Source organism: Allobosea sp. NPDC055594, from assembly GCF_053618995.1.
Map to the genome: position 1 here is coordinate 37,373 of NZ_JBSHIO010000011.1, position 19,769 is coordinate 57,141.

Below are 19,769 nucleotides of genomic sequence, written 5' to 3' on the forward strand. Positions count from 1 at the left end.
TCCCTGAGTGGTGATCAATCGGTTCGACGACAGGCTAGCATCAAATTACAGAATCTGTCGAGAAACAGATAATTTCACGCTCTATATCGTAAAATCAGCGTCAGCATCCTTTCCAGCCACGGCCGCCAGGCTTTCCGCCTGCTGGCAGAGCTCGGCCACGGTGACCGAGTCCAGCGTCGCCAGGCATGCGTCGAGGGCCGTCTGGACGGCCGGGCCGACGACGTTCTCGACCAAAGGCGAGCGCGGCAGCGGCGGCAGGTTCTCCTCCGAATTGGCCTGCATTGCGGCGCGTACGATCGCGCCGGCGGTGATGCGGCGGCGCTCGCGGGCGAGCTCATATCCCCCGCGCGGACCGCGGACACCTTTGAGGATGCCGGCCTTGACCAGCGCCTGCAGCATGGTCTCGAGATGACGTGGCGGCAGCTCGTGGCGGGCGGCGAGCGCTTTTGCCGCGACCGGGGCCGGGCGGGCGTGCAGGGCGATGTCGACCACCGCGGCGATGGCGAGCAGGCTGCGGCGCGAGAGCTGGATCATGAACGGGCCTCCCGGACAGAGGAGGCCACGGAATCGGCCATCCCGGTCGAGCCGAAGCCGCCGGCGCCACGGACGGTATCGTCGAGCGAATGCACCTCGACGAGCCTGGCCTGCGCTACCGGCGCGACGATGAGCTGGGCGATGCGGTCGCCATGGCGGATGGTGAAGGGCTGCTGCCCGAGATTGACGAGCAGGACCTGGACCTCGCCGCGGTAATCGGCATCGATCGTGCCGGGCGCATTGAGCACGGTCACGCCATGGCGCAGCGCCAGCCCCGAACGCGGCCTGACCTGCCCCTCGCTGCCCGGCGGCAGTGCCAGAAGGAGCCCGGTCGGCACGAGGCAGCGTGCGCCCGGCACCAATTCCAGATCACGCTCCGGCAGGGCGGCCCGCAGATCGAGCCCGGCGGCCCCCGCCGTCTCATAGGCAGGCAGAGGCAGATCCTGCGCATGCGGCAGGCGCTTGATGCGAACCGGCTCCATCATCGCTCAGCCCTTCTCGGCAAGCAGGGTGGCGAGATGGGTGACGAGTCGCGCCGCGACCTCGGCCTTGGGCAGGGTCGGCCAGGTCTCGACGGCATCGGCCGTGACGAGATGCACGGTGTTGTCCTCACCGCCCATGACCCCGGTCCCGCCGACATCATTGGCGACGATCAGGTCGCAGCCCTTCTTCGCCAGCTTGGCGCGGGCATATTCGACGACGTTCTGCGTCTCGGCGGCGAAGCCGACGACCAGTTGCGGGCGATCGATCTCGCGGGCGGCGATGGTCGCGAGGATGTCCGGATTCTCGACGAGGGTGAGGCTCGGCGTACCGTGCTCGCCCTTCTTCATCTTCTGGCCAGCCGCACCGGCGACGCGCCAATCGGCGACGGCGGCCGCGAAGACCGCGATATCGACCGGCAGCGCCTGCTCTGTGGCGTCGAGCATGTCGCGGGCACTCTCGACATGGATGGTGGTGACGCCGGCGGGATCGGGAATGCCGACAGGACCGGAAATCAGCGTAACCTCGGCCCCGGCCGCCGCCGCAGCAGCAGCAATCGCGTGCCCCTGCTTGCCCGAGGAGCGGTTGGCGATATAGCGCACCGGATCGATCGGCTCATGGGTTGGCCCGGAGGTGACCAGCACGCGCTTGCCGGCGAGCGCCTGACCGACGACCTGGCCCGGCAATCGGCCGAGGAAGCCGATAGAGGCCGGCTTGCGCTGCTCGCCGGCCAACGCCAGCTCGATCGCCGCCAGGAGCTCCTGCGGCTCGGCCATCCGGCCCGGCCCGCTCTCCCCGCGCTCGGCCATGGCACCAGAGTTCGGGCCGACGACGAGGACACCGTCCTTCTGCAGCAGCGCCATGTTGCGACGCGTCGCCGGATGCTGCCACATCCGCGGATTCATCGCCGGGGCGATCAGGATGCGCTTATCCGTGGCGAGAAGCGCCGTGGAAGCGAGATCGTCGGCATGGCCGTTCGCCATCTTGGCGATCAGATCGGCCGTGGCGGGGGCGACGACCAGGAGGTCGGTCGAGCGCGACAGCGCGATATGGCCGATATCGGCCTCGTCGGTCAGCGAGAACAGGTCGGTGAAGCAGCGCTCGCCGGCGAGCGTGCCGACTGCGAGCGGCGTGACGAACTGCTCGCCGGCCCGCGTCAGGATGCAACGGCTGGCGATGCCGCGATCCTTCAGCCGCCGGATCAGTTCGAGACACTTATAGGCGGCGATGCCGCCGCCAATGATCAGCAGGATGGAGCGGGAAGCGGACAAGAGCGGGCTCCTGGGTCGGGACGGCCCGTTTGGTAGCATCCGGCAGGCCGGGATGTCATCGGGGCGCCCGGATGGGCAGGGTCGATACGGCCGCAGCCTGGGCTGATTCCGGCTGCGGAATCTCGGCGAAGTCATCGGCGACCGCCCGGTCCCGGCCGAGCGCCTTGGCCTGGTAAAGGCGCCGATCGGCGCGGGAGACGAGCTCGGACAGCGCGTCACCGGGCCGGCGCTCCGCAATCCCGAAGCTCGCCGTCACCGCGCCTCCACCCGGCGCGAAGGTGAAGACCAGGCCGAAAAGCCCGGCTCGCACCCTTTCGGCCAGCACCAGGCCGGCCGCCTGTGTCGCGCCCGGCAGCAGGATCGCGAATTCCTCGCCGCCGATCCGTGCGACCAGATCCTTCTCGCGGCTGACACGGCGCAAGAGCCTGCCGAAAGCGCTCAGCACCTCATCGCCGGCGGCATGGCCATGACTGTCATTGACCCGCTTGAAATGGTCGAGATCGCAGATGAGCAGCACGCAGGGCGTGTCATCGGCGATCGCAAGCACAGCACCCGCACGCTGCTCGAAGGCACGTCGGTTGAGCAGGCCGGTCAGGCCGTCGCTGTCGCGCTCGCGGCGTAGATCGTCGATCACGTCGGAGAGCGTCGCCGCCAGCAACGCCGTCGCCAGGGCCGCACCGAGCACGGCCAGGGACAAATGCAGCGCCTGCCAGAACAGCGAATCCTGGAAGACCCTGAGATCGCCCGGCGCCTCCAGCCCGATCGTCAGGATGGTACGCGGGAAAAAATGCAGGGCGAAGGCGAACAGCACCCAGAACAGTACCCGGTCGACCGGGCGGCCACGCATCAGGGGCGTGATATGCAGGCTGGCGACGAGAAGGACGAGGCCATAGCCGAAATTCTGGAGATAGACGCGGGCCAGGAGGTTGGGTGCGACATAGGCGAAGTACCACAGACCGCCCATGACGGCGATGAAGGCGCAGGCATGCCAGCCCCGGCCGAGCCGCTTGCCCGAACGACGCAACACCGCCTCAGCCGCGATCTGGACCGCGACGGCATAGAACAGGCCCGAGAGCAGGGCGTTCGCCGGCACCGATGCCGGCCAGAAGAACACCTGGACCGCCACCGCGATCGCGAACAGCGCCGGAGCCGCCGCCAGCAGTAGGAGATAGTCGCGCCTGCGCTCGATCATCCAGGCCCAGAGGAAGGCGAGACCGAAAATGCATAATACGGCCGGCCCGATCAGGGCCATCGTCACTCCGGACTCCAATTCCCCGGCGATCCTTCCTGCAAGCGGCCCGTGTCGAGACTGCTATGGCGTGCATCGTCGGAAATGCCCAGCGATGACGATGCGCGGCAGCCCTGCGTCTCGCGCCGGCTCAGCGGAAGGGCGGCTCGTCGAAGCTCCTGAGCTTGCGCGAATGGATCGAGGAGCCGGCTTCCTTCAGCCTTTCGAGCGCGGCGAGGCCGATCTTCAGATGCTCGCTCACCGCCCGCTCATAAAAGGCGTTGGCGGCGCCCGGCAGCTTGATCTCGCCGTGCAGAGGCTTGTCGGAGACGCAGAGCAAGGTGCCGTAGGGCACGCGCAGCCGGTAGCCCTGCGCGGCGATCGTGCCCGATTCCATGTCGACGCCGATGGCGCGTGAGAGGTTGATGCGCTTGCGCTCCTTGGTCCAGCGCAGCTCCCAGTTGCGATCGTCCTGCGTCACCACGGTGCCGGTGCGCAGGCGCTGCTTCAGCCGGTCGCCCTTCTCGCCGGTGACGTCGGCGGCCGCCTGCTGCAGCGCGACCTGGACCTCGGCCAGAGCCGGGATCGGGATGTCGGGCGGCACATGCTCGTCGAGAATGCCGTCCTGACGGAGATAGGCGTGGGCGAGAACATAGTCGCCGATGATCTGGGTCTGACGCAGACCGCCGCAATGGCCGACCATCAGCCAGCAATTCGGCCTGAGCACCGCGAGATGGTCGGTGATGTTCTTGGCGTTGGAGGGGCCGACGCCGATGTTGACGAGCGTCACCCCTTCCCCCTTCGCCCGGATCAGGTGATAGGCCGGCATCTGGAAACGGTGCCAGGGCGCCGACATCACCCGCTCGGCGGCGCTGACATCGAGGCCTTCGCGCTCGATGCGGACGCCGCCCGGCGCGACCAGCGCCAGCGCCGTGCCCGCCTCGATCTCGGCCAGAGCCAGGCGGACGAACTGGTCGACATAGCGATGATAATTGGTCAGCAGCACCCAGGGCTGGACGGCGCGCCAATCGGTGCCGGTGTAGTGTACCAGCCGGCGCAGCGAATAATCGACACGCACGGCATCGAACAGCGAGAGCGGGCGCGGCTCACCCTCGATGATGTCGAAGGTGCCGTCGGCGACCTCGTCGCCGACCAGCGACAAAAGTGGCGTCGGGAAGTGACGGGCCAGCTCGGCCGGGCTGACCTTGCCCCGCCCGAGCTCGTCGCCGCCGTCGAGCGCGTAGGGATAGGGAATCTCCTGGGCGCTGACCCCGGTCTCGATGGTCGCGCCGTAATCCCGAACGAGCGGCCGCAGCTGGTCGAGCAGATAGGCGCGGAACTCCGCCGGATGCGTCACCGTCGTCGAATAGACGCCGGGCACGGCGAACTTGGCATAGCCGCGCCGCGTCGCGGCCGGCAGCTTCGACGGCTCATAGGTGACGCGCAGCATCGGATAGCGATAGAGCGCACGCTGCTCCAGCGTCGGCGGCTGGCGCGTGGTGAAGAAGCGCTGAAGGTCATCGCCCAATGCCTGCCGCGCCTGGGCGTACAGGGCCTCCAGCCGGTCGACGGCTGCTTCCGGCGTGGCGGCGATCTCGAAAGTCATGTCGCGCAATGGTCTCCGGTTCGATTCGCCTCAGGGTCACCCTGCTGACGATGGCTGTCGAGCGATCCTGCCATGCTCTTGGTCTCGCAGCCATGCCGGCGATGCGCGCCGGTACAACAATGCAGCGGAGGATCGATGATGAAGCTCGCACCCTATCTTTTCTTCGACGGCCAGTGTGAAGCCGCCTTCACCGACTATCAGCGGATTCTCGGCGGCCGGATCGAGGCGATGCTGCGCTATGAAGGCTCGCCGGTCGACATCGCGCCGGAGTGGCGCTCCAAGATCATGCATGCCTGCCTCGAACTCGACGATGGCCAGATGCTGATGGCCTCGGACGCGCCGCCGGAGCAGAGCACCGGGCCGATGCAGAGCGTCCATGTCAGCGTGACCGTGAAGGAGCCGGCCGAAGCCGAGCGCATCTTCGCCGCGCTGGCCGAAGGCGGCACCGTGACGATGCCGATGGCCGAGACCTTCTGGGCGCCGCGCTTCGGCATGCTTAGCGACCGTTACGGGGCATTCTGGATGGTGGGCTGCGAGCCCGCGGCCGGCTGAGCTGAATCGACGGGCGCGGTCCGCCTGCGGCAAGAGGCTCCAGGCTCCGGGCCGGATACGGTTGCAGATATCGTATAATTGGATACAATTATACGATGAGCATTCCATCACTCGCCGCCACGACGACCGCCACCGCCCTCGCCACGCGCCTGCGTCAGGAGATCGACCAGGGCCGCTGGCAGGCCGGTGAGTTGCTGCGTCAGGAGCAGCTCGCCAGCGAGTTCGGCGTCAGCCGCATCCCGGTCCGCGAAGCGCTGGCCCAGCTGCAGAGCGAGGGTCTTCTCAGGATCGAGCATTATCGCGGGGCACGGGTGAGCTGGCCGACGCCCGCCGAGATCGACGAGATCTTCGATCTGCGCCACCTGGTCGAGAGCGACCTCATCGCCCGCGCCCTGCCCCGGCATGACGAACGGTCCTGCCGCGAGCTGGCGAGGCTGCAAGGCCAGCTAGAGGACGCGCAGGACCGTCTCCGCTGGATCGGCGGCGACATCGCCTTCCATGAAGCGCTCTACCGGCCGGCCGAGCGCCCGCGCAGCCTGGCGCTCTATCGCCAGCTGCGCGCGCCGATCGACCGTTTCAGCGTTCAGCAGCTCGGCCCGGAAGCCCGCAAGCAAGGCTGGGCCGAAGAGCACCGGCTGCTGATCACGGCCGCGGCCTCCGGCGACGTCCCGGCCGCGCTGGCGACACTGGCAGCACATCTCGACGCAACGCGCATGGTCGTGCTGGCGGCCTGCGCCGATCTCGGAGACGGATGATGGCGAACCACGGCGCGACGATCGAATGGCAGCGCGGCGACCAGGATTTCCTAGACCGGCGCTACAGCCGCGCGCATCTCTGGCACTTCGACGGCGGGGCGGACGTCGCGGCGTCGAGCTCGCCGCATGTGGTGCGCGAGCCCTTCTCGAACCCGGCCAATGTCGATCCCGAAGAAGCCTATGTCGCGGCGCTGTCGAGCTGTCACATGCTCTGGTTCCTCGACCTCGCCGCGCGGGCCGGCTTTCGCATCGACGGCTATCGCGACGCCGCCGTGGGCGAGATGGCGAGGAATGCGGACGGGAAGGAATGGATCGCACGCGTGGTTCTGCGGCCACATATCCAGTTCAGCGGCGCGCTGGCGCCCGACGACGCCATGGTCGACGGGCTACACCATGCGGCGCATGAAAACTGCTTCCTCGCCAATTCGGTACGCAGCGCGGTCGAAACGCGAGGCAGCTGGGAGTATCGCCTCGGCGGCTGACGCCAAGAGCCGAGTGGTTGCGGCTGCGGGCCGGATTCCGCCGCAGCCCTGCAGCAGCCTGACGGTGACGATGGCGGCGCACCGGGAAGGGCTTTCGCGGATCGACGGAGGCGCCTTCCGGCCCTCGCCCATCGCCCGCGCTCGCCGGATCGTCGCAGCCGTCTGTGCTTCGACGGGAATACGTTTCCATACGAAGTAAAGCACACCCGCCGAGATTAACCCGTAAGGGATATTGAACCCGCCCGGCCGGGTCTTCACTATTGCGCAACGTCTCCAAGGGCCGACCGCCGCAGCTGAACAGAACCGGATCTGCAATGCCCTCGGCCGAGCTGGGATCAGTCAAGTCCGCAATGCGCGTGCTCGACCTGTTCGAGTACCTGCGCCGCTGGAATGCCGGCCAGACCCATGCCCGGATCGCGACCCAGCTCGGCATTCCCAAGAGCAGCCTGACGCAGTTGCTCAAGACCCTGGTCTGCCGTGGCTATCTCGAATACGACCCGATCAGCAAAGGCTATTTCCTCGGCCCGGCCGTGGTCGCGCTCGGCCAGCGCAGCGTCGAGACGCGCGATCTCGTCAGCGTCGCCGAAGACGTGCTGGCCGACACTGCGCGTGCGACCCGCGAGACCTGCGCGCTCAACCTGCTGAAGGGCGACCTCTCCGAGGTGGTGGCGACCGCAAGCGGCTCGCACCGCCTGCATTACACGATGCGGAAAGGCGATGTCGCGCCGCTCTACGCGACCTCGGGTGGCAAGGCACTGCTCGCCCATCTGCCCGAGGAGATGCGCCGCGACTATCTCGCGCGCGTCAGCCTCGAAAAGATCACGCCGCGGACGGTCGACTCGGTGCCGGCACTGGAGGCGGAACTGGCCGAGATCGCCCGGACCGGCATCGCCTTCGTGGTCGAGGAGTTCATGCCGGGCATCGTCGGAATGGCGCGCCCGATCCTCGGCCGCTCCGGCTTTCCGCTGGCGGCCGTCAACATCGCCCTGCCGATCGCGCGCTATGACGCCGCGCTGAAGCGGCGCTGCCTCAACGCGCTTGAGGACGCGGTGCTGATGCTGCGGGAACGCGCCAATCTCGGCTGAGCGCCACGCCCTCTTCCCGGTCGAACGCCGCCCGGCCTCCTGGCCTAGATCGGCTTGCCTTCAAGGAAGTCGACGATCAGTTCACGCTGCGCCAGGAACATGTTGAGGCCGGTCTGGGTCTTGCAGCCTAGGCTGCGACCGGCCTCCAGCAAGGGCGAGACCTCGGGCGCCGTGATGACGTCGCCGATGAACATATCCGGCGCGAGCTTGTCGACCGCGACCGGCAAGGGGTCGCCCGCGCGCATGCCCAGCGGCGTGGCATTGGCGATGATCCCGAAGCCGCCCGGGTCGGCCGAGCCCGCCCGCACGCGCCCGGGATAAGCTGCTGAGAGCCGGGAGATCAGCGCATCGCGCCGGCCGGCATCCATATCGTGGATCGCGAGCTCGGACACCCCGGAGTCGAGCAGTTGCAGGCCGATCGCGCTGCCCGCCCCGCCGGCCCCGATCAGCAAGGCACGCTTGCCCTCCGCTACGCCGCCAGCCTGGCGCATGGCGCGCACGAAGCCGACTCCGTCGAGCATGTCGCCGTGCCAGGCGCGATCGGGCCCGCGGCGCAGGACATTCGCCGATTCCAGCAGCCGGGCGCGGTCGGACAGCGTCGTGCAGTGCTGCTGGGCGGCGAATTTGTGCGGGATCGTCACGACGATACCGTCGACATTCAACACCGGGCCGAGCGCGGCGATGAAGCCGTCGACATCCTCGGGCAGGACATGGATCGGGATCAGCGCCGCATTGATGCCGCGCTCGACGAAGCCCCTGGTGATGCCGGCCGGCGACTTCACCTGGGCGATTGGGTGGCCGATGATCACGAAGATCCGGGTCTCGCCGTTCAGCATGTCCAGCACCTCATCCTCCATCCGGCTCCTGCGCGCCGGCGCGATACCCGTACCCTGTCCTGCTCTCGACCTTCGCCCTCAGCCTGTTCGGCCGACCGGCCTATCCAAGAGCCATCGCGGCATCGCGATGGAAAGCGATGGTGCGCGCCAAGCCCTCCGCAAGTCCGGTTCGTGGCAACGTTCCGAGCACCGAAGGCAGGCTGGCGTCGGGGGCGAGTTCCGGGGCCGTCGGCAGGCCCGGCCCGGCAGCACTCAGGCGCGCATCCGGGACCTGACGTCGGATCTCGGCGATGACCTCGTCGACGGTCGCGACCTCGCCGACCAGATTGAAGGCATGGGCACCGGCGATATCGCGCGCCACCGCCGCCGCGAAGGCGGCGGCGAGATCCTCGACATAAAGCAGGTCGGACTGGCCGGTGTAGATGAACTCATAGGCCTCGCCCTTCGCGGCCGCCTCGGCGGCGAGGCTCGGGCCGGCGGTGAGGCCGAGCTCGCGGCCGGGCCCGTAGACCACGAAGGGGCGGAAGCCGACGCTGGCGATGCCGTGATCGAGCCAATAAGCGCGGGCGCTGCCTTCGGTGGCGAGCTTGAAAGCGCCGTAATGAGTGATCGGCAGCGGTCTCGCCCCGTCCTCCGGGCCGAAGACACCGGCCGAGCTGGCATAGACGACCTTGGCGATGCCACGCCGACGCGCCGCCTCGAAGACGTTGAGCGTACCGATGACGATGACCTCCGCGCCGAGAACGGGCTGCTCGCGGCAGGCCGGGGTCAGCAGCGCGGCGAGATGGACGATGCTGTCGCAGCCCTTGGCGGCAGCATGGACGGCCTCGCCGTCGCGGATGTCGCCGAGACGCCAGTCGATCTCGGCGGCAGCCTCTCCGGCCAGCGCCCGCACGAGCCGGCTGTCATCCTTGATGTCGAAGATGCGGACCTTGTGGCCAGCGGCGAGCAGGCTGCGGACGATCCAGGCGCCGATGAAGCCGGTGCCGCCGGTGACGAGTATCTGCATGGGAATTCCCGGTCCTGTTGCGAAGGAAAGGACGATGCTCGTGATGTCGGAGCTTCGCCCCGCACCCGTCAATCCGTCGGCGCGTCGCGTTCCGTTTCAGCGTGCGGTTTCGGCCGCCTTCCGGCCAGATGCAGCGAGATCAGCCCGCCGGCGACGATCAGCGCCGCGCCGACGACGGTGAAGATGTCGGGCACCTCGCCGAAGATGGCGAAGCCGAGCAGGGTGGCGGTCAGGAGCTGGGCGTAGGAATAAGGTGCGAGGCGCGAGGCGGTCGCGCGGGCATAGGCCGCGATCATGGCGAACTGGCCGGCCGCCTGGCAGATCCCGGACAGGCCGAACAGCAGCCATTGCTCGCCCGTCGGGGCCTGCCAGAAGAAGGGCAGAGGCAGCGAGGACAGAACCAGCGCCACCAGCATGGTGTAGAACAGCACCGTGCGGGGCGCCGCCCGTTGCGCGACGATCCGGGTCATGACCTGGCCGAAGGCGGCGAGCAGGCCGGCGAGCGCCGGGATCAGCAGGGTCCAGGAAAAATCACCGCCGAAAGGCCGCATGATCGTCAGCACGCCGAGGAAGCCGGACAGCACCGCAAGCCAGCCCCAGCGGTTCACCGTTTCGCCGAGCAGGAGCTTGCCGAGCGCCATGCTTAGCAGCGGCGAGATGAACAGAATCGTGGTGAGCTGGGCCAGCGGCACATAGGCCATCGCGAAGATGACGCAGCTGCCGGCGAGGAAGGGGAAGATCGAACGCAGCAGCAGGAGCTTGACGGGGCCGTGCGTCAGCGCCGTCCGCCACTCCCCCGGCCGAAGGATGAACAGGAAGAGGGCGGCGAAGACGACGCTGCGCCCCCACATCGCGACGACGGCGTTCGATTCGATGACGATGAGCTTGGAAGCGGCGTCGCCGATGGCGAACAGGCTGAAGGCGGTCAGGGCCAGCGCGAGCGTGGCCAGCCCGCCATCGGACTGCGGAGCTTTTGGTAGCGGCTGGCTCACCTGGCGCGTTCGCCCCCGAGCCCAGGCGGGCGTCTTGCTTCGTCGCTGCCGAACATCGCCTCCCCCCGGGGGCCGGGGCCCGTCCCGTTGCGCGCCGGCTGGCACGAGGCGGAAGGCTTCCGACAGCCGCCGCGACAGGCGCGACGACGATCCGGCTATAGGCAACGCAGCGTCAGGCGACAATCAGGCGCGCCCTGCGGCCAGTGCAGGGCCACCCTCCATGCGGGGTCGGTCTCAGTAGCTGATCTGCGCCACCGCCCGCAGATTGTCCGGCGTCGTCGTCGGGAAGCCGAAGAATTCGAGATAGGCCGGGATCTGCTCGAACAGCATGTCGGTGCCGATCTGCGTCTGGCAGCCTCTCGCCCGGGCGGCGGCCAGGAAGGGCGTGACCTCGCTCTTCAGCACGACTTCGCCGACGAAACTCTCCGGGGCGATGCGCGAGACATCCATCGGCAGGGGATCGCCCTCGTTCATGCCGAGCGGCGTCGCATTGACGACGATGTCGTAGCCCTCGGGATCGCGTATGCCGAGCTCCAGCGCGAGCGCGGGATAATGCGCGCGCAGGCGACGGGCGAGCCCTTCCACGGCGGCGCTGTTGAGGTCGAACAGGCCGAGCGCGGCCGCCCCCGCTCCCGCCAGCGAAGCGGCGATCGCCGCGCCGACACCGCCGCTGCCGACGACCAGCGCCCGCGCACCCGCCACCTGCCGGCCCTTGCGCAGAACGCCGCGCACGAAGCCTTCGCCGTCGAACATGTCGCCGCGCAGCGTACCGTCCGGCCGCAGGAGCACGGCGTTGCAGGAGCCGGCGATGCTGGCCGCCGTCGAAAGCTCGTCGACGAGGCCGGTCGTCGTCACCTTGTGCGGCATCGTCACCAGCGCACCGCGGATGTTCTTCAGCCGGAAGAGCGCGGCGAGCACCTCAGGATACACATCGGCCTCGACCGCCATCGGCATCACCACCGCATTGACGCCGCTCGACTCGAAATAAGGATTGTAGATCAGCGGCGCCTTGAAGGTCGTCGTCGGGTAGCCGAGATGGGCGATCAGGATGGTGTTGCCGTCGATCATGATCAGCCGATCGTGACGACGGCGCCGGTGCTGGCCGCCTGCTTAACGGCCTCGATCACCCTCAGCGTCTCCAGCCCCTCGCGACCGGAGACGATGGGCTTGGCCTCGCCACGGATGACCTCGCCGAAATGGCGGACCTGAACGCGCAGCGGATCCTCGGCGACGAAGGGCACGCGCTCGCGGCGCAGCGGCTCCCACCAGCTGCGCTTGCCCGGATTGTACCAGAGTTCGAGCTGCGGCACGGTCAGCGAGCCATGCGTGCCGCCGAGCTGGTAGCAGGACTGGTCCTGCTGCTGCGGATAGACCGGATTCTCGCCGGTGGTCATCTCCCAGCTCCAGGGCGCGACCACCGAGTCGGAGACGTTGACCGTGCCGAGCGCACCATTGACGAAGCGCAGGATGATCACCGCCGTCTCCTCGACGGCATTGCCGCGCACGATGTTCGATTCCTGCGCCTGCACCGAGGCGATCTCGCCGCAGAGATAGCGGAACAGATCGACGTCATGGCTGAGATTCATCATGATCGGGCCGGCGCCCTTCTCACGCCGCCAGGCCACGTCGAAATAATCGTCCGGCTTCATCAGCCAGAAGCTGCCATGCAGCGTCAGGAGGCGGCCGAGCCGCCCGGCCTCGACGATCTCCTTGGCCTTGCGGATCATCGGGTTGTAGCGCCGGTGATGGCCGGCGAGCAGCGGGATCCCGGCCTTCTCGAACGTCTCGACCAGTTGCTGCGCGGCTGCGACGCTGTCGGCGAGCGGCTTCTCGATGATCGCCGGCAGGCCGGCGGCGGCGGCTTCGAGGCCATTGGCCAGATGCAGGCTGTTCGGCGTCGCGATGACGACGCCGTCCGGCCGGGCACGCGCCAGCATCTCGGCGAAGCTCGGAAACCAGTTCGTCCCGAGCGACGAGGCCAGCGAGGTCGCGCTCGGCGAGGGGTCGACGATGGCGGCGAGCTCGAGACTCGGCTCGGCCGCGATGTGCTGAGCGTGGCGGTTGCCGATCAGACCGGCACCGATGACTGCGAGTCTGACCGGCTTCATCGGCTTTCCCCTATTTCTCGTCGATCAGCGTGGCGAGGCGCCGCAGGGCCAGCGCGTAACCCTGGGTGCCGAAGCCGGCGATGACACCGTCCGCCCGCAGCGAGACATAGGAATGATGCCTGAAAGCCTCGCGCTTGTGGACATTGGAGATGTGGACCTCGAAGACCGGTCCGTCAAAGGCATTGAGCGCGTCGAGCACCGCGACCGAAGTGTGGGTGAAGGCGGCCGGGTTGATGACTATGCCGCCGGCGGTCTCGCGGGCCTCGTGAACCCAGTCGATGATCTCATATTCACGGTTGCTCTGGTGGAAGCGCAGTTCGAGCTTCAGCTCGCCCGCCAGCGCCCGGCACTCCGCCTCGACATCGGCCAGGGTGGTGTGACCGTAGATGTGGGGCTGGCGCTTGCCGAGCAGATTGAGGTTCGGACCGTTCAGGACGTAGACGAGGCGGCTCACGGCAGGTTTCCCGGGCTGGCGGATGGCGGTTCGCGGTTGTGCGGCCACAGGCGGCGGCAGCGCCTTTAATCCCTAGAGCATCGGACCGAAAAGTGGAATCCACTTTTCGGGCGAATCCGATGCGTAAACAAAGAGATAGATCGCCAACTCGCGCCCGACCGGACGCGCGCTGGCGATCTATCCTTGCGAGAGTGCTTGGTGAAGGGCCGAGAAAGAACCGCGCCGGTCCGAAGCCGGACCGGCGCGCAGTTTGGGGAGTGGAGGCGGCCCAGCGCCGGCGTGGTCAGGAGGTGAGCGCCCCCGCCGTCATGCCCTGGACCATGTAGCGCTGCAGGAAGATGAAGGCGACGACCAGCGGCAGGCTCGCCAGCACCGAGAAGGCCATCATGGCGTTCCAGTCGGTGACGAACTCGGCCATCAGGCTGTAGATCGCCATGGTCAGCACGCGGTTCTCCCAGGACTCGATCAGCACGACCGCGAAGAGGAACTCGTTCCAGGCGAGCAGGAAAGTGTACAGCCCGGCGCCGACGAAGGCCGGATAGGAGATCGGCACCAGCGTCCGGAAGATCGCACCGAGCCGCGAGCAACCGTCGACCATCGCGGCCTCCTCGATGTCGCGGGGAATGTTGATGAAATAGCTGCGCAGCATGAGGATGCAGAACGGCAGGGTGAAGGTCAGGTAGACGATCACCAGCGAGGTTCGGGTGTCGTAGAGCCCGAAGGTGATGAAGATCCGGAAATAGGGGATGCAGAGCAGCACCAGCGGGAACATCTGCGTGGTGATCAGGAACATCAGCACGGCGCGCTGTCCGGCGAAGTTGAAGCGCGCCAGCGCATAGGCCGCCATCGCGCCGAGGACGAGCGAGAGCAGGGTGACGACGAGCGAGATCACCATGGTGTTGGCGAAGACGACGAGATAGCGCGGCGTCGTGAAGATCTTCTTGTAGCCGTCGAGCGTGAAGACCTGCGGCAGCCAGTCCGGCGGCATCTGCATCACCTCGATGTTCGGCCGGAAGGAGACCGACAGCATCCAGGCGAGCGGGAAGAAGACGATCAGGATCGCCAGGATGAGGAGGGCATAGGCCGCGGCATTGAGCAGGCGCTCGCGCCCCCGCTGGCCCAGCTTGCCCGAAATGACCATAGGCATCGCTTTTTCCCGTAACGCTTAGACGTTGCGCATCGTACGGCGCACATAGATGGCGCTGACGATGAAGAGCACGACGAACATCACCACGGCCTGTGCCGAGGCGTAGCCGAACTTCAGCTTCTGGAAGCCGTCGAAATAGATCGCCGTCGCCAGTACTTCCGAGGAATGGGCCGGGCCGCCACCGGTCATCACATAGACCGGGTCGAAGGCGCGGAAGGTCCAGATCGAATCGAGCAGCACGATCGTCGCCATGACGCCGCGCAGCTGCGGCAGGGTGATGTGCCAGAACTGCTCCCACAGCGTCGCGCCATCGATCTCGGCGGCTTCGTAGAGCTGCCGCGGGATCGCCTGCAGGCCGGCAAGCAGCATCACCATGAAGAAGGGGAAGGCGCGCCAGACATTCATCGCCGTGACAGAGCCGAGCGCGGTCGAGGGGTCGCCGAGCCAGGAGATCGTACCGTTGGGATCGAGCAGGCCGAGCGAGACCAGAAAACCGTTGAAGACGCCGAAGGGCTGCAGCATCAGCACCCAGATCATGCCGGCGACGGTCGGCGCCAGCAGCCAGGGCACGATCAGAAGGCCGCGCGCCAGGCTGCGGAAAGTGGCGTCGAGGTGCATGTTGAGCAGCAGCGCGAGCGCCAGCCCGATCACCAGATGCAGCACCACGCTGAAGAAGGTGAAGACGACCGTCTGGATGAAGGCCTTCCAGAACAGCGGGTCGTTGAACAGCGCGACATAGTTGCCGAGCCCGATCCAGACCTCGCGCTGGAGATTGCTGTCGTAGAAGCTCAGGCGGATGACGTCGCCGAGCGGATAGAGCAGCAGCGCGACCAGGATCAGCAGCGCCGGCCACAGGAATGAGAATGCGAGGAGTTCCTCGCGATACTTCTGCTTGAAAGTCATGGCACGCCGCTCATGCGGGGCCGCCGCCCTTTCGGGGGACGGCCCCTATACGATGGGAGAGGGGCGTGCTCGCCCCTCCCGGGCAGACGGGAACTATTTCGCAGCCGCGGCGAAGATCTTGTTCCACTCGGCGGCGGCGTCATCCAGAGCCTGTTTTGCGGTCTTCTTGCCCTGCACGACGTTCTGGATTTCCGTGCTCATGATCTTGTTCATCTGCACGGCGTTGGGCATCACTAGGAATGGCGAGTTGGCGTTGGCCGCCGCCATCTGGGTGACGAAGGCCTGGAAGAGCTTGCGCTCCTTGAACCAGTCCTGGCTCGAGACGTCGGTGCGGGCCGGGAAGGCGCCAGTGCCCTTGGCCCACATCTCGATGCCCTTCGGACCGGACATCCAGCGCATGAAGGTCCAGGCCGCATCCTTGTCCTGAGCCTGAGACGAGATGGTGTTCAGCGAGCCGCGCACCATCGTGCCGCTGGTCTTGCCGACCGGCAGCGGAGCGATGTCGTAGTTCAGCTTGGGATTGAGCTGCTTCTGGATCGCGATGCCCCAGGGCCCCTCGAACATCATGGCGACGTTGCCGGAGGCGAAGTTGGCACGTTTCTCCTTCTCGCCATTGCTGAGCACGCCGGGAACGGAGACCTTGTCCTTGTTGATGCGATCGACATACCACTCGATGGCCGCAACACCCTCCGGGCTGTTGAACACCGCCTTGTTGGTCTCGGCATCGATGATCTTGGCGCCGGCCTGCAGCAGCAGCGGGTAGATCTCATAGGTCATGTTGGTCGGCGGCTCGCCCTGCAGCGTGCCGGTGATCGCGAACTGGCGCTTGTCAGGGTTGGTCAGCTTGCGCGCATACTCCGCGAACTCGTCCCAGGTCTTGGGCGCGCCGGAGAGGCCGGCGGCCTTGAACAGGTCGGTGTTGTAGAACAGCGCCACCGCGCCGCTCTCGATCGGCAGGTAGTACTGCTTGCCGCGCCATTTCTGGTGGAAGGTCACGGGGATGTTGCCGAAGAACTCTTTCGGCTCCTTGGCGATGCGCTCGTCCAAAGGCTCGATCATGCCGAGATCGGCGAACTCCGCCACCCAGTCGACCTGCACGAGCAGCACGTCGGGCAGCTTCTTGGCCTGATGCAGGACGATGGCGCGGTCGTGGAAGCCGGAGAATGGGGAATCGACCGGCGTCAGCTTGATGTCGGGATGGTCCTTCTCGAAGGCGGCCTTGAGCTCGCCCATGAACTTCTCGCCGACCTCGGTGCCCTTCCACTGGCCCCAGCGCACTTCCTTCTGCTGGGCGAGTGCCAGCGTCGGCAGGCTGATCATCGAGGCGAGCGACAGCGCCGCGAACTTCAGCAAGGAAGACCTACGTTGCAGATCCATGATCGTTTCCTCCCGGGTTGATTATCATTGTCCGCGAGCGCCGTTCGGCGCTTTCGGGTAGCGGGCGCGCCCGTCGTTGCGGGCGCGCCGTAGTCCATCGTCCTCCTTCAGGCCGCGCGCGCCTTGCGCAGCGCCTCAGGCACGGCCGGCGCGACCTTCACGAGCGTCGTGTTGTCGGTGACGAGCTTGCTTGTCGCGCCGACATTCATCCAGGTGAACATGTTGCGGAACATGTCCTGGAGCGACGCCATGATGTCGGCCTGGGCCTGGGCCGGCATCTCCCAGAACGGCTTCTTCATCACCTTCCAGGACTTCTTGCGGGTGTTGTAGAAGAACTGCGCGTCGGTCTCGCCCTGCCCCCGCTCATTGGCGTGGTTGGCGAAGGTGTATTCGCGGATCTGGTCGCGCAGCGCCTGCGGCAGGCTCGGATGGTCGAAGATCAGGTTGTTGAAGCCGAGCGCGAGGTGGACCTCGACGGTTTCCGCTTTCGGCAGCATGGCGAGCTGCTCGCCAGGCAGGGTCGAAGCGCCGTGCTGGACCGCGCCGGCCATGTTGTAGTCCTGGCGGCAGATGGTCGAGATCGTCTTGAGCAGCTCGTAATCGACATTGACTGCGGCCAGCGTGCCGTCCGGCAGGACCTTGCCGCCGTGATAGGTGCCGGAATTGATCGAGATCTTGCTGACGATCGGCAGGTCGGCGCCGCGCTTGGCCATCTCCTCGAGATAGACCTTCATGAAGGAGCGCAACTCCTCCGGCGTGGTGTTCTCGTGACCGACCTCGCCGATCTCGGCGCCGAGCGAGATGGTGATGCCCTCCGGCTCGATACCGCGCACGAACTGCGTGAAATGCGCGGTCAGCTCGGCATTGACGCGCTGCTGGTCCTCAACCGTCGCGAGCGAAAGGTCGACCACCGTCGAGGCGTCGATGTCGATGCTGTAGAGCCCGGCCGCGACCTGCTCGCGCATGATGGCCTCGAGCTTCCGCACCTCGGCCTTGGGATCGGCGAGATAGGCCTTGGCGTTGATCTGGTCATGGTCGGCCTGCAGGAAGACCGGGCCGACATGGCCCTCGCGCAGGGCCGCGGCGAGCACGCCGGCGGCATATTCGAGCGGCGGCTGCTGGGCGTAGAGCGCCTCGCCGACGGCCTGTTCGAAGATGAAGAGCTTGGAATCGAGTTCCTTGGCGGCCCGGAACACGGCCCGGCAGGTCTGATAGGTCCAGCCGCGCAGGTTCATCGCCGGCACGGTCTTGCCCGCCCATTTCCCGGCGGCGCAGGCGAGATAGAGCTCCTGCACCGAGGAAGGCACGATGCCGGCGGCGAGCGCCGCCTCGCGGATCGCCCAGATCGCGACCGAACGCGCCTCCGGCTCGGCGATCGCCGCCGTCTCGGCCCAGCGGTCGATCATCGCATCAGGCGGGCGCTGGCTCTTCGAGAAATCGGGGGTCGGGCCCGACAGGTCGACCTTGATCGCCTTCAGGTCCGCGAGGAGTTCGGAGAGCGAGCAACACGCCATGGATCACCATTTCCTTAGCCGGCGACATTCACGATAGTGGACGCGTCGCGGGCCGGATGCCGGGGAGCGTCCCAAGGACTGATCTGTGCCCGGCGACGCCGGCACGCCGAAGACGCACCGGACCAAAGCCGCAGCGGCTGGGCACGAAGCCGCGCGCCCGAAAATCAGCCCGCGCCAGCGTCACACCCGTCGAAGATGAAAGATCGAAAGAGCTGCCTCCCGAGTTTTCTTCTTTTGTGCAAGCATTGATGCACGCACGTTTCGCTATCGCAAGAGATATTTTCGTTTTCGTACATCGACGGCTCTGAACTCCTCTCCGATGCGCGGCCCGGACGCCCCGGGATCAGCATTGCCGAACACCGGAAGCGCGCGCTCGCGAGCGCTGAGCTCACGCCCTCTCAATGCGGGTGGACGGCCCCTGTCGCCAGCATGGTCTCGATCGCCGCGCGGTCGCCCATGCCGTCCCAGCCGCGGCCGCGCTGCGCCTTTACGGCTGCTGCGGCCGAGGCGAAGCGCGCCGCCGCAAGCGGCGGACGTCCCTCGCTCAAGGCCAGCGCATAGGCGCCGTGGAACGTGTCGCCGCAGCCCGTGGTGTCGGCGACAGCGACCTTGAAGGCCGGCACGGCGACGATTTCGCCATCGATCAGCCAGAGGCTCCCGGCGGAGCCTCGGGTCACCGCGACGATCTTGCCTCCGGCACCGGCGCAGTGGCGCAGTTGCTCCGCGGCACCGCCCTCGCCGGCATGGTCACGCAGGCCCTCGCTGGAAAAGACGACATGGTCGGCCCGGTCGATCAGGGCCTGATTGTCGTCGGCCGCGCCGCCATCGGCGTCGAGCACGGTGACGACGCCGGCAGCGCGGGCGCGATCGAGCGCGATCAGCGCCCCGGCCGGCCAGCGGCTGTCGACGAGGACGGCTCCGGCAGCATCGAGCGGATCGTTCGGCAGCACCGAGCCATCCAGGGACAGGCCGTGCCGGTCCGAGACGATGCTGCGCTCGCCATGATTGTCGACCATCACGATGGCGCGCAGCGTCCGGCCTTCCGACAGGACCGCGACACCGCTGCAATCGACGCCGTGCCCGCTCAGCGCGGCGATCCCGGCCTCGCCGGCAGCGTCGTTGGCGACGCGCCCCCAATAGGCGGCCGCGCCGCCGAGGCGGCAGATCGCTACCGCCGCCGTCGCCGCCGGGCCGCCATAGCGCTTCTCATAGCCGAGCACCCCGGTCTTGATGCCGGAAGCCGGCAAGGAGGCAACCTGGAAGACCTCGTCGAGGACGAGGTTTCCGACGCAGACGATCTTGCGCTTCATCGAACCGGCTTTCCGCTTGCGGCGACCGCCGGGCCGGCGCCGGCCAATCCCGGATGCTCGACGGACAGGTCGACCAGAGTGGCGACGGCCGCGGATGATGCAGCAATCTTTCCTTTTCGCAACAGA

General features: G+C 67.2%; 20 protein-coding genes. 4 read left to right on the top strand and 16 right to left on the bottom strand.

Translation table 11 applies throughout. The annotated features are described in order from the left end of the window. Positions 1-81 precede the first annotated feature (81 nt). From ACWGRX_RS20235 to ACWGRX_RS20255, 5 genes are all read right to left on the bottom strand, one after another. Positions 82-534 (bottom strand): RrF2 family transcriptional regulator, encoded by a 453-nt coding sequence (locus ACWGRX_RS20235; RefSeq protein ID WP_452118997.1) that lies wholly within the window; start codon positions 532-534, stop codon positions 82-84. After that, positions 531-1,019 (bottom strand): dUTP diphosphatase, encoded by a 489-nt coding sequence (dut, locus tag ACWGRX_RS20240; protein ID WP_452118998.1) that lies wholly within the window; start codon positions 1,017-1,019, stop codon positions 531-533. The genes ACWGRX_RS20235 and dut overlap by 4 nt, the downstream gene beginning before the upstream one ends. Before the next feature lie 3 nt (positions 1,020-1,022). Next, on the bottom strand, positions 1,023-2,285 hold the full coding sequence (gene coaBC / locus ACWGRX_RS20245; RefSeq protein WP_452118999.1) for a bifunctional phosphopantothenoylcysteine decarboxylase/phosphopantothenate--cysteine ligase CoaBC: 1,263 nt from the start codon (positions 2,283-2,285) through the stop codon (positions 1,023-1,025). A 55-nt stretch (positions 2,286-2,340) separates the two neighbouring features. After that, the gene (locus ACWGRX_RS20250; RefSeq protein WP_452119077.1) at positions 2,341-3,537 is read right to left on the bottom strand and encodes a GGDEF domain-containing protein; all 1,197 of its coding nucleotides are present in this window, start codon (positions 3,535-3,537) and stop codon (positions 2,341-2,343) included. Between the two features lie 127 nt (positions 3,538-3,664). After that, positions 3,665-5,119, bottom strand: coding sequence for an AMP nucleosidase (locus tag ACWGRX_RS20255; RefSeq protein ID WP_291633586.1), 1,455 nt, complete (start codon positions 5,117-5,119; stop codon positions 3,665-3,667). A gap of 138 nt (positions 5,120-5,257) precedes the next feature. Between ACWGRX_RS20255 and ACWGRX_RS20260 the strand changes: the two genes are divergently transcribed. The 4 genes from ACWGRX_RS20260 (at position 5,258) to ACWGRX_RS20275 (ending at position 7,993) form a co-directional block, all read left to right on the top strand. Next, positions 5,258-5,671, top strand: coding sequence for a VOC family protein (locus ACWGRX_RS20260; protein ID WP_452119078.1), 414 nt, complete (start codon positions 5,258-5,260; stop codon positions 5,669-5,671). A 95-nt stretch (positions 5,672-5,766) separates the two neighbouring features. Next, positions 5,767-6,426 carry a GntR family transcriptional regulator gene (locus tag ACWGRX_RS20265; protein ID WP_452119000.1) on the top strand — a complete coding sequence of 220 codons (660 nt, stop codon included), beginning with the start codon at positions 5,767-5,769 and terminating at the stop codon, positions 6,424-6,426. Beyond that, complete coding sequence (locus ACWGRX_RS20270) at positions 6,426-6,908, top strand: OsmC family protein (protein ID WP_452119001.1); 483 nt, start codon at positions 6,426-6,428, stop codon at positions 6,906-6,908. The genes ACWGRX_RS20265 and ACWGRX_RS20270 overlap by 1 nt, the downstream gene beginning before the upstream one ends. A gap of 314 nt (positions 6,909-7,222) precedes the next feature. Further along, a complete protein-coding gene (locus ACWGRX_RS20275; RefSeq protein ID WP_452119002.1) occupies positions 7,223-7,993 on the top strand; it encodes an IclR family transcriptional regulator in 771 nt (256 codons plus the stop codon). A gap of 44 nt (positions 7,994-8,037) precedes the next feature. Here ACWGRX_RS20275 and ACWGRX_RS20280 read toward each other — a convergent pair whose 3' ends face one another. The 11 genes from ACWGRX_RS20280 to ACWGRX_RS20330 form a co-directional block, all read right to left on the bottom strand. Further along, entirely contained in the window at positions 8,038-8,829 is a 792-nt protein-coding gene (locus tag ACWGRX_RS20280) for a shikimate dehydrogenase family protein (RefSeq protein ID WP_452119079.1), read from the bottom strand. A 100-nt stretch (positions 8,830-8,929) separates the two neighbouring features. After that, the gene (locus tag ACWGRX_RS20285) at positions 8,930-9,838 is read right to left on the bottom strand and encodes an NAD-dependent epimerase/dehydratase family protein (protein ID WP_452119003.1); all 909 of its coding nucleotides are present in this window, start codon (positions 9,836-9,838) and stop codon (positions 8,930-8,932) included. A 68-nt stretch (positions 9,839-9,906) separates the two neighbouring features. After that, positions 9,907-10,830 (bottom strand): DMT family transporter, encoded by a 924-nt coding sequence (locus ACWGRX_RS20290; protein ID WP_452119004.1) that lies wholly within the window; start codon positions 10,828-10,830, stop codon positions 9,907-9,909. 234 nt (positions 10,831-11,064) lie between these two features. After that, a complete protein-coding gene (locus ACWGRX_RS20295) occupies positions 11,065-11,898 on the bottom strand; it encodes a shikimate dehydrogenase family protein (RefSeq protein ID WP_452119005.1) in 834 nt (277 codons plus the stop codon). 2 nt (positions 11,899-11,900) lie between these two features. Then, positions 11,901-12,938: a Gfo/Idh/MocA family protein gene (locus ACWGRX_RS20300; protein ID WP_291646313.1), complete on the bottom strand. Its 1,038-nt coding sequence runs from the start codon at positions 12,936-12,938 to the stop codon at positions 11,901-11,903. Positions 12,939-12,948: 10 nt separating this feature from the next. Beyond that, the gene (gene aroQ / locus ACWGRX_RS20305; protein ID WP_291633568.1) at positions 12,949-13,392 is read right to left on the bottom strand and encodes a type II 3-dehydroquinate dehydratase; all 444 of its coding nucleotides are present in this window, start codon (positions 13,390-13,392) and stop codon (positions 12,949-12,951) included. A gap of 283 nt (positions 13,393-13,675) precedes the next feature. After that, positions 13,676-14,539 carry a carbohydrate ABC transporter permease gene (locus ACWGRX_RS20310; RefSeq protein ID WP_291633566.1) on the bottom strand — a complete coding sequence of 288 codons (864 nt, stop codon included), beginning with the start codon at positions 14,537-14,539 and terminating at the stop codon, positions 13,676-13,678. Positions 14,540-14,557: 18 nt separating this feature from the next. Then, positions 14,558-15,442 carry a carbohydrate ABC transporter permease gene (locus ACWGRX_RS20315; protein ID WP_452119006.1) on the bottom strand — a complete coding sequence of 295 codons (885 nt, stop codon included), beginning with the start codon at positions 15,440-15,442 and terminating at the stop codon, positions 14,558-14,560. A gap of 93 nt (positions 15,443-15,535) precedes the next feature. Further along, positions 15,536-16,819 (bottom strand): ABC transporter substrate-binding protein, encoded by a 1,284-nt coding sequence (locus ACWGRX_RS20320; protein ID WP_291633562.1) that lies wholly within the window; start codon positions 16,817-16,819, stop codon positions 15,536-15,538. A gap of 107 nt (positions 16,820-16,926) precedes the next feature. After that, positions 16,927-18,333: a hypothetical protein gene (locus ACWGRX_RS20325; protein WP_452119007.1), complete on the bottom strand. Its 1,407-nt coding sequence runs from the start codon at positions 18,331-18,333 to the stop codon at positions 16,927-16,929. Between the two features lie 398 nt (positions 18,334-18,731). After that, the gene (locus ACWGRX_RS20330; protein ID WP_291633558.1) at positions 18,732-19,643 is read right to left on the bottom strand and encodes a PfkB family carbohydrate kinase; all 912 of its coding nucleotides are present in this window, start codon (positions 19,641-19,643) and stop codon (positions 18,732-18,734) included. Positions 19,644-19,769: the final 126 nt, after the last annotated feature.